A 15,712-nucleotide genomic window follows, 5' to 3' on the forward strand; every position below is an offset into this window, starting at 1 on the left:
ACCTAATAAGAGGTCAACATGAAATTACTTATTCTTGGCAACCACACCTGCGGAAACCGGGGTGATAGCGCCATTTTGCGTGGGTTGACCGACGCGATTACTTCGCTTGATGCCCGCGTGCATGTGGATGTAATGAGCCGTTATCCGGTCAGCTCCGCCTGGCTACTGGGGCGCCCGGTGCTGGGGGACGGCCTGTATAAGCAGATGAAGCAGTACAACAACGCCGTTGGCCTGATGGGCAGGGTGAAGAAGGTTTTACGTCGTAAATATCAGCATCAGGTGCTGCTGGCGAAGGCGACCAATTCCGGGCGTCTGCGCAATATTGCTATTCCGCAGGGGTTTATCGACTTTGTGAAGTCGCTACATCAGTACGACGCCATTATCCAGGTTGGCGGCTCGTTTTTTGTCGACCTGTACGGCGTGAGCCAGTTCGAGCATGCGCTTTGTAGTTTTATGGCCCGCAAGCCCGTGTACATGATTGGCCACAGCGTTGGCCCGTTCCAGGATCCGCAGTTTAACCAACTGGCAAACTATGTTTTTGGCCAGGCTCAGTCGCTGATTTTACGTGAAAGCGTGAGCCTGGATCTGATGAAGCAGAGCCAGATAGATACCAGTAAAGTCGAGCAGGGCGTTGATACCGCGTGGCTGGTGGCCCAGCACGAGGATGATTTTGTGCCGAGCTACGCTGTTAAGCACTGGCTTGGCGTGGTAGCGGGCAAGAAAACCGTGGCAATTACGCTGCGCGAGCTTGCCCCGTTTGATAAGCGCCTTGGCACCACGCAGCAAGCCTATGAGCAGGCATTTGCCGAAGTGGTTAACCGCACTATAGAGCAGGGCTACCAGGTGCTGGCGCTTTCCACCTGTACCGGTATCGACAGCTATAACAAAGATGACCGTATGGTGGCGCTCAATATCCGCCAGTACATTAAGCAGCCCGATGATTATCACGTCGTCATGGATGAGCTCAACGATCTGGAAATGGGCAAAATCTTTGCCGCCTGCGATCTGACGGTAGGCACGCGCCTGCACTCGGCGATTATTTCCATGAACTTTGGTACGCCCGCTATCGCCATTAACTACGAACACAAATCAGCGGGCATCATGCAGCAGCTTGGTCTGCCGGAAATGGCGATAGATATTCGCCAACTGCTGGACGGCTCGTTGCAGGGCGTAGTAGCGGATGTGTTAGGGCAGTTGCCCGAGGTTAACCAGCGGCTGAGCGCTGCGGTTCGCGCCGAACGTGAAAACGGCAAGCGGATGGTTGAGTCGGTTCTGGCGCGAGTTAAGGAGGGAAAATGAAGGTTGGCTTCTTCCTGTTAAAATTTCCGCTGGCTTCGGAAACTTTTGTTCTGAACCAGATAACCGCCTTTATCGACATGGGTTATGAAGTTGAGATTGTCGCTCTGCAAAAAGGCGATTTAACCCATACCCATGCGGCGTTTAAAAGCTACAAACTTTCGGAAAAAACCGTCTGGCTGCTCGACGAGCCGGAAGGTAAAGTCGGCAAGCTGCAAAGCCGGGTGCTGAATACTTTGCGGGGAGCATGGCGTACAAGAACCTGGAGGGCGCTGAGCCGCGCCCGCTATGGCGATGAGGCAAGGAATTTAATCCTCTCATCGATTTGTGGGCGACAGAAGCAAACGCTGGAGGCCGATGTATTTATTGCTCACTTCGGCCCGGCAGGCGTAACGGCGGCGAAGCTCAAGGAGCTTGGGCTGCTGAAAGGCAAGATTGCTACCGTGTTCCATGGCATAGACATTTCGCACCGCGATGCTCTGGCCCACTACACGCCGGAATACCGGCAGCTGTTTGAGCGTGGAGACCTGATGCTGCCGATTAGCGATCTCTGGGCGAGCCGCCTGAAGCAAATGGGCTGCCCGGACGGCAAAATCGCCGTCTCACGGATGGGGGTAGATATGGATAAATTCTCGCTGCGGCCGATGAAAACGCCCGGAACGCCGCTGGAGATAATATCCGTGGCGCGCCTTACCGAGAAGAAGGGGCTGCATATCGCGATTGAGGCCTGCCGCCTGCTGAAAGCCCGCGGCGTGGCGTTCCGCTACAACATTCTCGGCATTGGGCCGTGGGAGCTTCGCCTGAAGACGTTGATTGAGCAGTTACAGCTGGACGACGTGGTATTTATGCCCGGCTTTAAACCCAGTCACGAAGTTAAAGAGATGCTCGACAGCGCCGATTTGTTCCTGCTGCCGTCTGTCACCGGCGAGGACGGAGATATGGAAGGTATTCCCGTTGCGCTAATGGAGGCGATGGCGGTCGGCATTCCCGTTGTCTCTACTATTCACAGCGGTATTCCCGAACTTATCGACGCCGGAGAGTCCGGCTGGCTGGTGCCTGAGAAGGACGCCTTTGCCCTTGCCGACAGGCTACAGGCCTTTGCTGCCGTTTCTGAAAGCGAGCTACAGCTGATGCTTGCCCGGGCAAGAGAGAAGGTTGCGAGCCAGTTCAATCAGCAGGTCATTTATCGGCAGCTTGCCCGTCAGCTTCAGACGCTGTAAATCACGAATCTTATGATGAGGACTTATGTCGAAAAGCATTGAACCGAAGCGCCTTCCGTATTCTCTTTCCCGCCGTAAGTTGCTATTAGCAGGTTCGGCCATCGCCGCCTCCTCTCTGACACCCCGCGCGGTACTGGCTGCGGGACGCGCGAGCGAAGTTAACGTCAAAGACTTCTATCAAAATGACTGGATCGCCGCTTTTAAACAGGCATTTGACGCTTCGGACCGCGTGCTGGTTCCGGCAGAACTGGTTTGCGACAGCATCAATACCGCGATATTTATGCCGCAGGGTAAAACATTACACGTTGCTGGTGGATTGAAGGGCAACGGTAAAGGGCGGTTTGTTTTGCAGGATGGCTGCCAGATTATCGGCGAGCGGGGAGGGCGGTTTAACAATATCACGCTGGATGTGCGCGGCTCCGACTGCGTTATCAAAGGCATTGATATGAGCGGGTTCGTTAACGTCGCGCAGATTTACATCGGCGGTAAAGATAAGCGCACCATGCGCAACCTGACTATCGACGGCATCACGGTACATGATGCCAACTACGCGATTCTGCGGCAGGGTTTCCATAACCGTATGGAAAACGTCCGAATTACTAACGGACATTTTAGCAACCTGCAGGGCGATGCCATCGAGTGGAATGTGGCGATTAACGACCACGATCTGCTGATTTCAGACCACGTTATCGACAACATTAACTGCACTAACGGCAAGATTAACTGGGGGATCGGCATAGGCCTGGCGGGGAGTACATATAATAATAACTATCCTGAAGATCAGGCGGTAAAAAACTTTGTAGTAGCCAATATCACCGGCAGTAATTGTCGCCAGTTGGTCCATGTTGAGAATGGGAAGCATTTTCTTATTCGTAACGTAAAGGCGCGCAATATCAACCCAACTTTCAGCCGCAATGCCGGTATTGATAACGCCAGCGTGGCGATATACGGCTGCGATAATTTTGTGATTGATGATGTTGATATGGTCAATAGCGCAGGGATGCTGATTGGCTATGGCGTGATAAAAGGCAATTACCTGTCAATTCCGCAAAACTTTAAACTTAGCGATATTAAGCTCGATAATAGCGAACTGAATAATACGTTGCGGGGTATCCAGATCTCCTCCGGCAATGCTACCTCCTTCGTTGCTATGACCAACGTCACCTTAAAGCGGGCAACGCTTGAGTTTCATAACAAGCCGCAACATCTTTTTATGCGTAATATCAACGTGATGCAGCTTTCAACCGTCGGCCCTGCGCTGAAGCTGAACTTCGATCTGCGTAAGGATGTGCGCGGTAAGTTTATGGCCAAAGACGACACGCTGCTTTCGCTGGCGAATATTCACGCGGTAAATGAGAAGGGGCAAAGCTCGGTCGATATTGACCGCGTCGATCAGCTTCACGTTAACAGCGAAAATCTCAATTTTGCGTTGCCCCTCGCACGTAAATAATAATGCAAACCCTTTTGCGAGCAATCCGAGCCCGTGGCAGCAGAAATGCGGCCTGTAGCGTATTTCGTTTCGCGAAGGGGAGCGATAACATGAATCATTGGCCTGACGAATTCATGCTGGCATCAGAGCACGAAAAGACTATAATCTTCCAACCATTTAGAGGTGGGACTAAGAATGACTAATTTAAAAGCAGTTATCCCGGTAGCCGGTTTAGGCATGCATATGCTGCCTGCGACGAAAGCTATCCCAAAAGAGATGCTGCCGATCGTTGATAAGCCGATGATCCAGTACATCGTCGACGAAATTGTTGCTGCTGGTATCAAAGAAATCGTGCTGGTGACCCACTCTTCCAAGAATGCCGTTGAAAACCACTTCGACACGTCTTATGAGCTGGAAGCGCTGCTTGAGCAGCGCGTGAAGCGTCAGCTGCTGGCTGAAGTTCAGTCTATCTGTCCGCCGGGCGTGACTATCATGAACGTTCGTCAGGCTCAGCCTCTGGGTCTTGGCCACTCCATACTCTGCGCTCATCCAATTATTGGTAACAATCCTTTTGTAGTGGTTCTGCCGGACGTCGTGCTTGATGATGCCAGTGCTGACCCGCTGCGCTACAACCTGGCGGCGATGGTTGCTCGTTTCCATGAAACTGGCCGTACCCAGGTTCTGGCTAAACATATGCCTAACGAAGACCTTGCTGCTTACTCTGTTATCACCACTAAAGAGCCATTAGCTAATGAAGGGCAGGTAAGCCGCGTTGTTGAATTCGTTGAAAAACCGGATCAGCCACAAACGCTTGACTCAGATCTGGCAGCAGTAGGCCGCTATGTGTTGTCTGCGGATATTTGGCCATTGCTGGAGAAAACCGAGCCGGGTGCCTGGGGCCGTATTCAGCTAACCGACGCGATTGCCGTGCTCAACGATACTCAGCCGGTTGAAGTGATGCAGATGACCGGTGAAAGCTACGACTGTGGCAAAAAAATGGGGTATATGCAGGCCTTTGTGAACTACGGGCTGCGTAACCACAAGGAAGGTCAGAAGTTTCGCGAAAGCATTCAGAAGCTTCTCAGCTAGCGTAATGAGTCTGCTGTGAGAGGCCGTCAGGGATGATGATTACGTGATGAGCGGTGGCATAGCGTTCAGTCTGCGGTAAACGCTGAACAATAAGCCGCCGTTTTGCTTTATAAGTAATCAATGAAGTCGATATGTTTCATGCAGTTATCATTTTTAAGTTGTAGTGTACAGGGCAAAAATTTTCCCTTGTTTATCACTACATGAAGTATGAAAATTGCCGGGATTTTTCCTGAAACGCACGCTGGTTAGATTTGCTCCAGAATAATAGGATTTTTCCTAAAAAACTCTTAGGTAGATCTATCCTCTAAGAATTGCAGTGCACTGGTAGCTGTTGAGCCAGGGGCGGTAGCGTGGGAAAAATCAGGTGTGTAAATCACTTGCTATCGAGTTCACCACAAAAATATGCTGCGCTCAGCGCTATCCTATGAATATAACTACAAGATTATAGAGAGAATGTTCAAGTGAAAATTCTTGTTACTGGCGGCGCCGGATTTATTGGCTCAGCTGTTGTTCGCCATATCATAAACAACACCTCAGACAGCGTCGTTAACGTTGATAAGTTAACCTACGCAGGTAATCTGGAGTCGCTTACTGATGTTGCTGCAAATGAACGCTATCGTTTTGTGCAGGCCGATATTTGTGATACTGCAGTAATTGAACAGATTCTCAGTGAACATCAGCCGGATGCAGTTATGCATCTAGCAGCAGAAAGCCATGTTGACCGCTCTATCACTGGCCCTGCTGCCTTTGTTGAAACAAACATTGTCGGCACTTATGTGCTGCTTGAAGCGTCGCGTAACTACTGGTCAAGGTTGAACGCAGAGAAGAAAGCCAGTTTCCGCTTCCACCATATATCTACCGATGAAGTCTATGGAGATTTACCTCATCCGGATGAAGTGGCTCATGGCGGCGAGTTGCCCCTGTTTACTGAAACTACTGCCTATGCGCCAAGCAGCCCATACTCGGCCTCGAAAGCTTCCAGCGATCATTTAGTTCGCGCCTGGTTACGCACCTACGGCATGCCAACGATTGTAACCAACTGCTCCAACAACTACGGCCCGTATCATTTCCCGGAAAAACTTATTCCGCTGGTTATTCTGAACGCGATTAAAGGCAAACCTCTGCCAATTTATGGCAAAGGTGACCAGATTCGTGACTGGCTATATGTAGAAGATCACGCTCGCGCGCTCTACAAGGTCGTGACCGAAGGGGCTGTCGGTGAAACCTATAATATCGGCGGTCATAATGAAAAGAAAAATATTGAAGTTGTGCAGATCATCTGCGATCTGCTAGATGAAATTATGCCTAAATCTGTATCCTATCGTGAACAGATTACCTATGTGACTGACCGCCCGGGGCATGACCGCCGCTACGCTATCGATGCTGAAAAGATTTCTCGTGAATTGGGATGGAAACCGCAGGAGACTTTCGAGTCCGGGATTCGTAAAACAATCGATTGGTATTTAAATAATCAAGAATGGTGGCAGCGTGTGATGGATGGCTCTTATACGGGTGAACGTCTGGGGCTGGCGGACTAATTAAGGAAATAGTGATGAAAGGTATTATTCTGGCTGGTGGTTCTGGTACTCGCCTCTACCCGATTACTCGTGGTGTATCGAAGCAATTATTACCAATCTATGATAAGCCAATGATTTATTATCCGCTATCTACTTTAATGCTCGCGGGTATACGAGATATTTTGATTATTACCACGCCTGAAGATAATGAAAGTTTTCAACGTTTATTAGGTGACGGTAGTGATTTTGGTATAAATCTTAACTATGCAGTACAACCTAGCCCTGATGGATTGGCTCAGGCATTTATAATTGGTGAAGAGTTTATCGGAAATGACAGAGTCTGTTTAGTTCTGGGTGATAACATTTTCTATGGACAATCGTTTGTTAAAATACTTCAAAGTGCTGTTGCCAGAGATAAGGGGGCTACAGTATTTGGTTATCAGGTTAAAGACCCAGAACGTTTCGGCGTTGTTGAGTTTGATGCTCAAATGCGCGCTGTTTCAATTGAAGAAAAACCCGTTAAACCCAAATCAAATTATGCAGTAACGGGGCTCTATTTTTACGATAATACGGTTGTTGAGCTTGCCAAAAAAGTCAAACCATCTTTGCGCGGTGAACTTGAGATTACAGAATTAAATGAAATGTATTTGCGTGACGGGACACTACACGTTGAACTTCTTGGGCGAGGTTTTGCCTGGCTGGATACCGGGACGCATGAAAGTTTGCACGAAGCTTCTTCCTTTGTGCAGACAATTCAGCATGTGCAGGGATTGAAAGTTGCATGCCTTGAGGAAATAGCCCTTCGTAATGGCTGGCTCAGTAAAGCGCAAGTTATGCAGAATGCGCTGCCGATGGAAAAGAATGACTACGGTCGATATATTATTGCATTAGCAAAAGGTGAATGATGGGTTCTGAACAACGTGGGGTCCTAATCACTGGTGGTGCTGGCTTCATTGGCAAGGCTTTGATAAGAGAGTTAACGCAAAGACAAATTCCTGTAGTATCGTTTGATATTGCAGATAAACCTGAATCGCTTCCTGAATGCAGTAAGATGTTTCAATGGTATAAGTTCAGCTATCTTGAGTCTTCTTCCAGGAAAAAGGACTTGGAAGAAATAGTATCAACTTATAACATTAAGGTGGTCATTCATTTGGCTACGACGTTGTTCCCTGGTGAATCAAAAAACAAGATTGAAAAAGACTGTTTTGAAAATGTCTACTCAAATGTGTGTTTTTTTAAAAACCTTTATGAAAGTGGTTGTGAAAAAATAATATTTGCTTCATCCGGCGGTACGGTATATGGAAAATCAGACACCGCATTCTCTGAGGAAAATGATCTTTCTCCAGAAATTAGTTATGGGTTAAGTAAATCAATAACTGAAACGTATCTACGATTTTTAGCAAAAGAATATAACTGTAAATCTATTTCTTTACGCATCTCCAATCCATATGGTGATGGACAGCGAATTGATGGCAAACAAGGTGTTATTCCTATCTTCCTAAATAAAATATCAAAAGAAATTCCAATTGATATCATAGGTTCTTTGAACAGCAAACGAGACTATATATATATAAAAGATCTTGTCCATGCGTTTATAGAGGCTATAAATTATGAAGGAAAAGAAAATATATTTAATATTGGCTCTGGTGAATCAACCACATTAAAAGAACTCATAGCTATCATAGAGTCTAAATTAAATAAAAAATCATTAATAGGCGCGCAAGAGTTGCATAATAATGATTCCAGGGGCATAACATTAAATATTCAACGTGCTATTAATGAGCTTAACTGGCAGCCGGTAACTAAGTTGAGCGATGGCATAGACAAGTTAATACAATCTATTGAGTGTAGAAAATAATGAAAAAGGTTCTTATTGTTGGTAGCGGTTTTACTGGTGCGACAATTGCAAGGTTATTGGCCGAAGAAAATGTCAAAGTAAAGATAATTGACGAAAGAAAACATATCGGAGGAAATAGCTATGATGAACGAGATGAAAAAACAGGGATAAACGTTCACGTCTATGGACCGCATATATTCCATACTGACAATGAAGATGTTTGGCAATTTGTTAATAAATATGGAAAGTTTGAACCATATACAACAAGATTAAAAGCAAATGCTAAAGGTAGAATTTATTCTTTGCCAGTTAATCTTCATACGATCAATCAGTATTATAATTCGGCATTATCACCGACAGAAGCTAAGAAATTGATTGCTGAAAAAGGTGATCAAACAATAACTGAACCTAAATCTTTTGAAGAACAAGCGTTAAAATTCGTTGGTGAAGATCTATATAAGACATTTTTCTATGGCTATCCCAAAAAACAATGGGGAATGAATCCTACAGAAATTCCAGCATCCGTATTGAAACGCCTCCCGGTCAGATTTAATTATGATGATAATTATTTTTTCCACAAATTCCAGGGTATACCGAGAGATGGATATACACCATTATTTGAAAATTTGTTGGACCATCCAAACATTGAATTCGAATTAGGAACCAAGGTCAATAGGGATGATATCGAACATTTAATTAACGCTGAAAATTATGATCATGTATTCTTCTCTGGTGCAATAGACCATTTTTATGATTATAAGTTTGGCATGCTAGAGTATCGGACTTTGAAGTTTGAGAAGTTCTATAGCGAAGATGATTATCAAGGGTGCGTCGTAATGTCATATTGCGATGAAGACGTACCATTCACACGCATTACCGAGCACAAATACTTTTCGCCGTGGGAAGAGCATACGGGGAGTGTATTATATAAAGAATATAGCAGTAAGTGCACCAAAGATGATATTCCATACTATCCAGTTAGATTAGTGTCCGGGAATGATATCTGGAATCAATACGAAGCTAAATCTAAGCAGGAAAAAAACATTACTTTTATTGGGCGACTGGCAACTTACCGCTATTTAGACATGGATGTATGTATAAAGGAAGCAATTGAATGTGCTCAGGTATATATTAAGAATAATATAAAATGATATATACCGTTGTAATGGTGTCGTACAACAGAGATACCAAATTAAAAGAGTCGATTAGTAATCTTCTTACTACATCATTTGATGAGCTTGTCATTGTAGATAATAATTCACGTCAAGAAACCAGAGACATATTAAATGATATGTCTCAAAAAGATAACCGAGTTACTATTATACAACTTAATGAGAATAAGGGCGCATCACATGGATTCTATACGGGACTGAAATATGTTGAGAATAAATATGAGGCCTCGGTAACTACATTCTTAGATGATGATGCATGTTTTGAGCAAGATTTTCTTGATGAGTTAAAAAAAAATATAGCGCTCTGTGAGCAAAAATATGCATTCATCACGCCAAGAGTGATCAATAAGAATGGGGTAAGGTTAACAATGAACCGACCTATGACGATCATTCCGAATACAATAGCTAAAATGTATCGCTATTTAATGAGACGACGTACTTTTGGTGACAATAATGAGCCTGTAGAGGCCGCTAGTTTTATCGGGTTGACTATTTTAAATAGTACAAGAATGAATAAATCCGAATTAATTCCAGTCGATTACTTTATTTATTATGATGACTTGACTTTTAGTTATCGATTAACAAAATATCATGGCGGGCTTGGTTTTTATTACGATGATATGGTTGTGATTCATGATATTGAAGGCGGTACCAGAGAGTATGATACTTTTAGGCTATCGTATTTGTTGTCCAATAGCATAAAATTTAGCAAAGAGGTTGGGGATACTTTACGTATATATCCACTCTTTATTCATTGCTTTCATTTTCTAAAATGCGTTAAAAAATTCAACTTGATGGTTTTCATAAAATCGGTTTTGAGAAAAAGATAATATGAGTCTCATTTCTTTAAGAACAATTGAATTAGTTTGGGTTAAGGCAAAGCTTAACCTTAAATCGGAAGCATCGATAAACTATTTGAGCTATGCGTGGTGGATCATTGAACCTGTCCTTCAAATGGCCATTTATTATTTAGTCTTTTCATTTTTATTAAAGCAGGGAGGACATGATTACGTACCATTTTTGCTAACAGGATTAATACCATGGATATGGTTTGGCCGAAGCGTTAGCCATGCTCAGGGAAGCATCATTCAGGGAAAATACCTGATGAATCAGGTTCATATGCCAAAAATATTTTTCCCACTGACGTTTATATTACAAGATGCCATTAAGCAATTACTTGTTTTTATTCTTTTATTTATATTTTTAGTTTTATATGGTTATAACTATGATTTGGGCATGCTCTGGATTATCCCTGTAATTCTTGTCCAGCTCCTTCTTATAATAGCTTTTTCCTTAGTCGTATCAGTTATAGTTCCGTTTGTACGAGACTTTTCATTTGTAATCGAAACCGGATTACAAATTATGATGTTCTGTTCTGGAATATTCTTTAATTATAAAACTATTCCGGCAATGGAGTCTAAGGTATTCTTTATGAACCCAATGGCTGTGATATTAAGTTCTTATCGCGAAGTTCTAATGTACCACAATGCACCTAATATAAAATTATTGGCATATGTGGTTATTGTATCTTTAATTTTGATATCTATATCTCTCTATGCATTCAAAAAACTAGAATTCATCTTTCCGAGAGTTGTTCAGAAATGAAACGTGAAAAAGTTATTGAGTTGAAAAATGTAGAAGTTACTTATAGAGAAAAGAAAAGTTTATTCACATATGATGAGTATACTGCACTTAAAAATATTACTTTTGATATATATCGAGGTGAAACTCTAGGAATCATAGGTAGAAATGGTGCCGGTAAATCTACATTGTTACGTGTACTTGCCGGGATAATAAAGCCCGATGCAGGCGAAATTTCAATTCATTCTAGTAGCATTTCATTAATGGCTCTTCAGGCTGGCTTTGACCCAAATTTGTCAGGTAGGCAGAATACAATTTTCAGTGGCATGGTATTGGGTCATCGTTTGTCATATATAAAGACAATTATTGAAGAAATTAAAATTTACTCAGAATTAAATGATTTTTTTGAAAAACCAATAAAAAATTATTCATCTGGTATGCTGGCACGTCTAGGTTTTTCAATCGCGATGTATACTACGCCAGAAGTGTTACTTATCGATGAGGTTCTGGGAGTTGGTGATGTTACGTTTGCTGAAAAAGCACAAAAAAGTATTAGAGAAAAAATAAAGTCTGATACTACCGTAGTTATTGTTTCCCATGATGAGCTGCAGTTAAAACAACTTTCGGATAGGCTAGTTTGCATTGAGAATGGTGTTGTTTTAGATGAAGGTCCTAGTGATAGCGTCTATAACAAATACAATCTAACCATGAAATTGACTAGCTATGGTCTACGGTTGATTGAATATAAAAATGCTGAAGTTATAAATTTCAAAGTTGGTGATATTAATCCAGCCGAATTCTACTCAGACGTTAACTTTACTATTGAAACAAATAGCAAGAACGATATTGAAGAGGTTATCATTAAGTCACAAAATGAGCATAGCCAAAAAGTAAAGGTAAAGGATAACAGTTTTTGGCTGCGATTAAATCATGATGAAAGTTATGATATTAATATCACCGACTCTAATGGTTCTGAAAATACAATTACTCTATCTATTGGTTTTTAGATTTTTATCGTACTAAAGAATTTAGCACTGTAGCTGATAGGGTTTTATTTTTTTTGAATAGGCAGGAAAATATGAAAAGAATATTCATTTTAGGTTCTTCAGGCTATGTTGGAAATCATCTTAAATCTTTTTTATGTGATGATTTTAAAATTGTGACAGCTGGCAGGAAAAACTCAGATGTTTTTTTTGATCTAGAGGATACCGATAATAATTCACTTTTAAATGAAGTAACTAGTGATGATACTGTTGTTTTCCTGTCTGCTATATCTGCTCCAGATGAATGTGAAAAGAACTACCAGCGAGCCTATAATATAAATGTTAAAAATAGCATTAAGCTGATTTCAGCGCTCCTGGAGAAAAAAGCAAAGATAATATTCTCATCAAGTGATGTTGTCTTTGGTGATGCCAAAATAATATGCGATGAGCTGTCAGAGAAAAAGCCATTTGGAAAATATGGCAACATGAAATCCGAAGTGGAAGATACGTTTTCGGGAAATAAAAATTTCTTTACTATTAGATTTTCCTATATTTTAGGAAAGGGCGACAAGTTTTCCGAGATGGTTAAATCCTATAGTGATGAAAATAAAGAATTAGATGTGTTTGATGGGTTTGAAAGAAATGTCATATCAATCAATGATGTTCTTTTAGGTATAAGAAACATAATATTAAACTGGGATATTATTGATACTCGAGTTGTCAATTTCTCCGGGCCAGAACTTATCAGTAGGCAGAAAATAGTTTTGGCTTTGCATAAAGAAAAATACACAAATCTTAAGTATCAGTTTACTGATGCACCAGATGTATTTTGGTTAGGGAGACCTAAGCAAATAAATACGAAAAGTATATATCTGGAATCTATTCTTGAGAGAGAATGTGAGTCATATTTAAAAGTAATTAAGGGGTAAGTTAGTATGAGTAATGTATTGATTACAGGATTTACTGGACAAGTGGGCTCACAGTTAGCTGATTATATATTGGCTAATACTGAGGACACCGTTATTGGTATGATGCGTTGGCAAGAACCGATGGATAATATCTATCATTTGACCAATCGTATCAATAATAAAGATAGAGTATTCATTAATTATGCTGATTTGAATGACTACACATCTTTGTTTAACTTGATTGAATCAAAAAGACCTAAATACATTTTCCATCTTGCTGCACAATCCTTCCCCAGGACTTCTTTCGATATTCCAATCGAAACACTTCAAACCAATATCATCGGTACAGCGAATTTATTGGAATGTGTTAAGAAAATCAAACAGCAAGATGGTTACAATCCTGTAGTACATGTATGTTCTTCCAGTGAAGTTTACGGAAGGGCGAAGGTTGGTGAAACCTTAAATGAAGACACACAGTTCCATGGTGCAAGTCCTTATAGTATTAGTAAAATTGGTACAGACTACTTGGGTCAATTTTACGGAGAAGCATATGGTATTCGCACATTTGTAACACGCATGGGTACCCATACAGGCCCGCGCCGTAGTGATGTCTTTTTCGAGAGCACCGTAGCAAAACAAATTGCTTTGATCGAAGCTGGCCATCAAGAGCCTAAATTGAAGGTTGGAAACTTGGCTAGTGTACGTACTTTCCAGGATGCCAGGGATGCCGTCAGGGCATACTATCTTTTGGCGCTTGAAAGCGAAAAGGGGAATGTTCCTTGCGGTGAAGCATTTAATATTGCGGGTGAAGAGGCATTTAAACTACCTGAAGTAATAGATCTTTTACTCAGTTTTAGTACGCGAGATGACATAGAGGTTGTAACTGACACCGATCGCTTACGTCCAATTGATGCTGATTATCAGATGTTTGATAATGCAAAAATTAAAACGTTTATTAACTGGAAACCAGAAATTAAAGCTACAGATATGTTCCGTGATTTACTCCAACATTGGAGAAATGAGATTTCATCAGGACGTATTCCGCTGAATCGCTAAAAGGATTTGCATCTCATGAAAATTAGAAGTAAAGCTCCGCTTCGTCTAGGTATAGCAGGAGGGGGCACTGATGTGTCACCTTACAGTGATAAATTTGGTGGCTGTGTACTTAACGCAACAATTAATATGTACGCTTACGCCTATATTGATGACGAGGTTGAATACAACAAAGTTATTTTTGAAGCGACCGATCTTGGAATAAAGGAAACGATCGATCTCTCTGATGGAATAACACTAGAAGGTAAGCTAAAATTACATAGAGCTGTATATCTTAGAGTTATGAACGATTTTTTCAACGGTGAATTAAGGCCGTTACGGATTATAACTCATTCTGATGCTCCAGCAGGAAGCGGTTTAGGCTCATCTTCGACAGTTGTTGTATCAATGGTCGAAGGTCTTCGTCAAATGTACTCACTCCCTCTAGGCGAGTACGATCTGGCACAGCTAGCCTATAAAATAGAACGTGTAGATTGTGGCCTCTCAGGAGGAAAGCAAGATCAATATGCAGCAACTTTTGGCGGCTTTAATTTCATGGAGTTTTATGAAGGCAACCGAGTTGTTGTAAACCCACTTAGAATTCGCCGCTATATAATTAATGAATTAGAGTCTTCTCTTATTCTTTATTTTACCGGTGCATCAAGAGATTCAGCCAAGATCATTGATGATCAAATTAAGTCTTTAGAAAGTGATAAAGAATCTAAATTGATGGCGATGCATAAAGTTAAAGAATCTGCCTATCATATTAAAGAACATCTTCTAAAATCCGATATTGATGCAATGGCCTTAACATTCCTGGAAGCATGGGAAAGTAAGAAAAAAACTTCCGCATCAATTACAAATCCTATGATCGATAGGATAGAAAAAGAAGTTCTCAGTATAGGTGTTAAATCAATGAAAGTGTCTGGAGCCGGCGGTGGTGGTTTTATGATGCTTTTTGTTGAGCCAGAGAAAAAACACTTGATTGAGAAGAGATTAAAAGAATTCGGTGGTGAAGTTTATAAATTCCAATTTGTTGAAGATGGAGCATACTCATGGACAATTTAAAATATATTAAAGATTATCTTGATGAAAGTATATCGGTAAAGAAACTTCTTCAGAATTCAGAAGATGTTCTTAAGCAGATTTCATTAGTGGCGGATATAATTATCAATGCCTACAAAAATGGTAATAAGGTCATTCTTGCTGGCAACGGTGGTAGTGCAGCTGATTCTCAGCATATTGCTGCGGAATTTGTTAGCCGCTTCTTCTTCGATCGTCCTGGGCTGCCTGCAATCGCATTAACCACGGACACTTCAATGCTGACTGCCATAGGTAATGACTATGGTTTTGATAAGCTATTCGAGAGACAACTTCAGGCTCAAAGTAAGCCTGGTGATGTTTTCATTGGTATTAGCACCTCTGGTAATTCCGGCAATATAATTAAAGCCATGAATATAACAAAAGAACTGGGTGTTATCAGTGTCGCACTCTGTGGTTCTGCGGGAATGCTAAAAGATATCGTTGATTATCCGATTAATGTTCCTTCAAAAATAACACCTTATATTCAAGAGTGCCATATTTGCATCGGTCATATGATTTGTGCAATTGTTGAAAAAGCAATATTTAAACCAGAAGAAAACTGATT

The 15,712-nt window shown here is 42.0% G+C and carries 15 protein-coding genes; all 15 read left to right on the forward strand.

The window, feature by feature from the left end:
* Positions 1 to 18 precede the first annotated feature (18 nt).
* The 15 genes from wcaK to FOC35_RS16450 all read left to right on the forward strand — a co-directional run bounded on the left by wcaK (position 19) and on the right by FOC35_RS16450 (position 15,710).
* Positions 19 to 1,299, forward strand: coding sequence for a colanic acid biosynthesis pyruvyl transferase WcaK (gene wcaK / locus FOC35_RS16380; protein ID WP_172569507.1), 1,281 nt, complete (start codon positions 19 to 21; stop codon positions 1,297 to 1,299).
* Entirely contained in the window at positions 1,296 to 2,516 is a 1,221-nt protein-coding gene (wcaL, locus tag FOC35_RS16385) for a colanic acid biosynthesis glycosyltransferase WcaL (protein WP_172569508.1), read from the forward strand. The genes wcaK and wcaL overlap by 4 nt, the downstream gene beginning before the upstream one ends.
* A gap of 25 nt (positions 2,517 to 2,541) precedes the next feature.
* Positions 2,542 to 3,966, forward strand: a complete 1,425-nt coding sequence (gene wcaM, locus FOC35_RS16390) for a colanic acid biosynthesis protein WcaM (RefSeq protein WP_172569509.1) — start codon at positions 2,542 to 2,544, stop codon at positions 3,964 to 3,966.
* Positions 3,967 to 4,140: 174 nt separating this feature from the next.
* Positions 4,141 to 5,034, forward strand: coding sequence for a UTP--glucose-1-phosphate uridylyltransferase GalF (galF, locus tag FOC35_RS16395; RefSeq protein WP_172569510.1), 894 nt, complete (start codon positions 4,141 to 4,143; stop codon positions 5,032 to 5,034).
* A 461-nt stretch (positions 5,035 to 5,495) separates the two neighbouring features.
* The gene (rfbB, locus tag FOC35_RS16400) at positions 5,496 to 6,572 is read left to right on the forward strand and encodes a dTDP-glucose 4,6-dehydratase (protein ID WP_172569511.1); all 1,077 of its coding nucleotides are present in this window, start codon (positions 5,496 to 5,498) and stop codon (positions 6,570 to 6,572) included.
* 14 nt (positions 6,573 to 6,586) lie between these two features.
* A complete protein-coding gene (rfbA, locus tag FOC35_RS16405; protein WP_172569512.1) occupies positions 6,587 to 7,456 on the forward strand; it encodes a glucose-1-phosphate thymidylyltransferase RfbA in 870 nt (289 codons plus the stop codon).
* The gene (locus tag FOC35_RS16410) at positions 7,453 to 8,409 is read left to right on the forward strand and encodes an NAD-dependent epimerase/dehydratase family protein (protein WP_305792499.1); all 957 of its coding nucleotides are present in this window, start codon (positions 7,453 to 7,455) and stop codon (positions 8,407 to 8,409) included. Before rfbA ends, FOC35_RS16410 begins: the two co-directional genes overlap by 4 nt.
* Positions 8,409 to 9,539, forward strand: coding sequence for a UDP-galactopyranose mutase (glf, locus tag FOC35_RS16415; protein WP_172569514.1), 1,131 nt, complete (start codon positions 8,409 to 8,411; stop codon positions 9,537 to 9,539). The genes FOC35_RS16410 and glf overlap by 1 nt, the downstream gene beginning before the upstream one ends.
* Positions 9,536 to 10,390, forward strand: coding sequence for a glycosyltransferase (locus FOC35_RS16420; RefSeq protein ID WP_172569515.1), 855 nt, complete (start codon positions 9,536 to 9,538; stop codon positions 10,388 to 10,390). The genes glf and FOC35_RS16420 overlap by 4 nt, the downstream gene beginning before the upstream one ends.
* A gap of 1 nt (position 10,391) precedes the next feature.
* A complete protein-coding gene (locus FOC35_RS16425) occupies positions 10,392 to 11,165 on the forward strand; it encodes an ABC transporter permease (protein WP_172569516.1) in 774 nt (257 codons plus the stop codon).
* Positions 11,162 to 12,148 carry an ABC transporter ATP-binding protein gene (locus FOC35_RS16430; RefSeq protein ID WP_172569517.1) on the forward strand — a complete coding sequence of 329 codons (987 nt, stop codon included), beginning with the start codon at positions 11,162 to 11,164 and terminating at the stop codon, positions 12,146 to 12,148. Before FOC35_RS16425 ends, FOC35_RS16430 begins: the two co-directional genes overlap by 4 nt.
* Before the next feature lie 71 nt (positions 12,149 to 12,219).
* Positions 12,220 to 13,053 carry a sugar nucleotide-binding protein gene (locus FOC35_RS16435; protein WP_172569518.1) on the forward strand — a complete coding sequence of 278 codons (834 nt, stop codon included), beginning with the start codon at positions 12,220 to 12,222 and terminating at the stop codon, positions 13,051 to 13,053.
* Positions 13,054 to 13,059: 6 nt separating this feature from the next.
* Positions 13,060 to 14,088, forward strand: a complete 1,029-nt coding sequence (locus tag FOC35_RS16440) for a GDP-mannose 4,6-dehydratase (protein ID WP_172569519.1) — start codon at positions 13,060 to 13,062, stop codon at positions 14,086 to 14,088.
* A 15-nt stretch (positions 14,089 to 14,103) separates the two neighbouring features.
* Positions 14,104 to 15,132 carry a dehydrogenase gene (locus FOC35_RS16445; RefSeq protein WP_172569520.1) on the forward strand — a complete coding sequence of 343 codons (1,029 nt, stop codon included), beginning with the start codon at positions 14,104 to 14,106 and terminating at the stop codon, positions 15,130 to 15,132.
* Positions 15,120 to 15,710, forward strand: coding sequence for an SIS domain-containing protein (locus FOC35_RS16450; protein ID WP_172569521.1), 591 nt, complete (start codon positions 15,120 to 15,122; stop codon positions 15,708 to 15,710). Before FOC35_RS16445 ends, FOC35_RS16450 begins: the two co-directional genes overlap by 13 nt.
* The last annotated feature ends 2 nt before the right edge of the window (positions 15,711 to 15,712 follow it).

The organism is Cedecea sp. FDAARGOS_727 (genome assembly GCF_012273235.1).
Taxonomy (GTDB): domain Bacteria; phylum Pseudomonadota; class Gammaproteobacteria; order Enterobacterales; family Enterobacteriaceae; genus Cedecea; species Cedecea davisae.

Coding starts and splice junctions, on each gene's coding strand:
- wcaK (WP_172569507.1), top strand. CDS start 19: ATGAAATTACTTATTCTTGGCAACCACACCTGCGGAAACCGGGGTGAT.
- wcaL (WP_172569508.1), top strand. CDS start 1,296: ATGAAGGTTGGCTTCTTCCTGTTAAAATTTCCGCTGGCTTCGGAAACT.
- wcaM (WP_172569509.1), top strand. CDS start 2,542: ATGTCGAAAAGCATTGAACCGAAGCGCCTTCCGTATTCTCTTTCCCGC.
- galF (WP_172569510.1), top strand. CDS start 4,141: ATGACTAATTTAAAAGCAGTTATCCCGGTAGCCGGTTTAGGCATGCAT.
- rfbA (WP_172569512.1), top strand. CDS start 6,587: ATGAAAGGTATTATTCTGGCTGGTGGTTCTGGTACTCGCCTCTACCCG.
- FOC35_RS16410 (WP_305792499.1), top strand. CDS start 7,453: ATGATGGGTTCTGAACAACGTGGGGTCCTAATCACTGGTGGTGCTGGC.
- glf (WP_172569514.1), top strand. CDS start 8,409: ATGAAAAAGGTTCTTATTGTTGGTAGCGGTTTTACTGGTGCGACAATT.
- FOC35_RS16420 (WP_172569515.1), top strand. CDS start 9,536: ATGATATATACCGTTGTAATGGTGTCGTACAACAGAGATACCAAATTA.
- FOC35_RS16425 (WP_172569516.1), top strand. CDS start 10,392: ATGAGTCTCATTTCTTTAAGAACAATTGAATTAGTTTGGGTTAAGGCA.
- FOC35_RS16430 (WP_172569517.1), top strand. CDS start 11,162: ATGAAACGTGAAAAAGTTATTGAGTTGAAAAATGTAGAAGTTACTTAT.
- FOC35_RS16435 (WP_172569518.1), top strand. CDS start 12,220: ATGAAAAGAATATTCATTTTAGGTTCTTCAGGCTATGTTGGAAATCAT.
- FOC35_RS16440 (WP_172569519.1), top strand. CDS start 13,060: ATGAGTAATGTATTGATTACAGGATTTACTGGACAAGTGGGCTCACAG.
- FOC35_RS16445 (WP_172569520.1), top strand. CDS start 14,104: ATGAAAATTAGAAGTAAAGCTCCGCTTCGTCTAGGTATAGCAGGAGGG.
- FOC35_RS16450 (WP_172569521.1), top strand. CDS start 15,120: ATGGACAATTTAAAATATATTAAAGATTATCTTGATGAAAGTATATCG.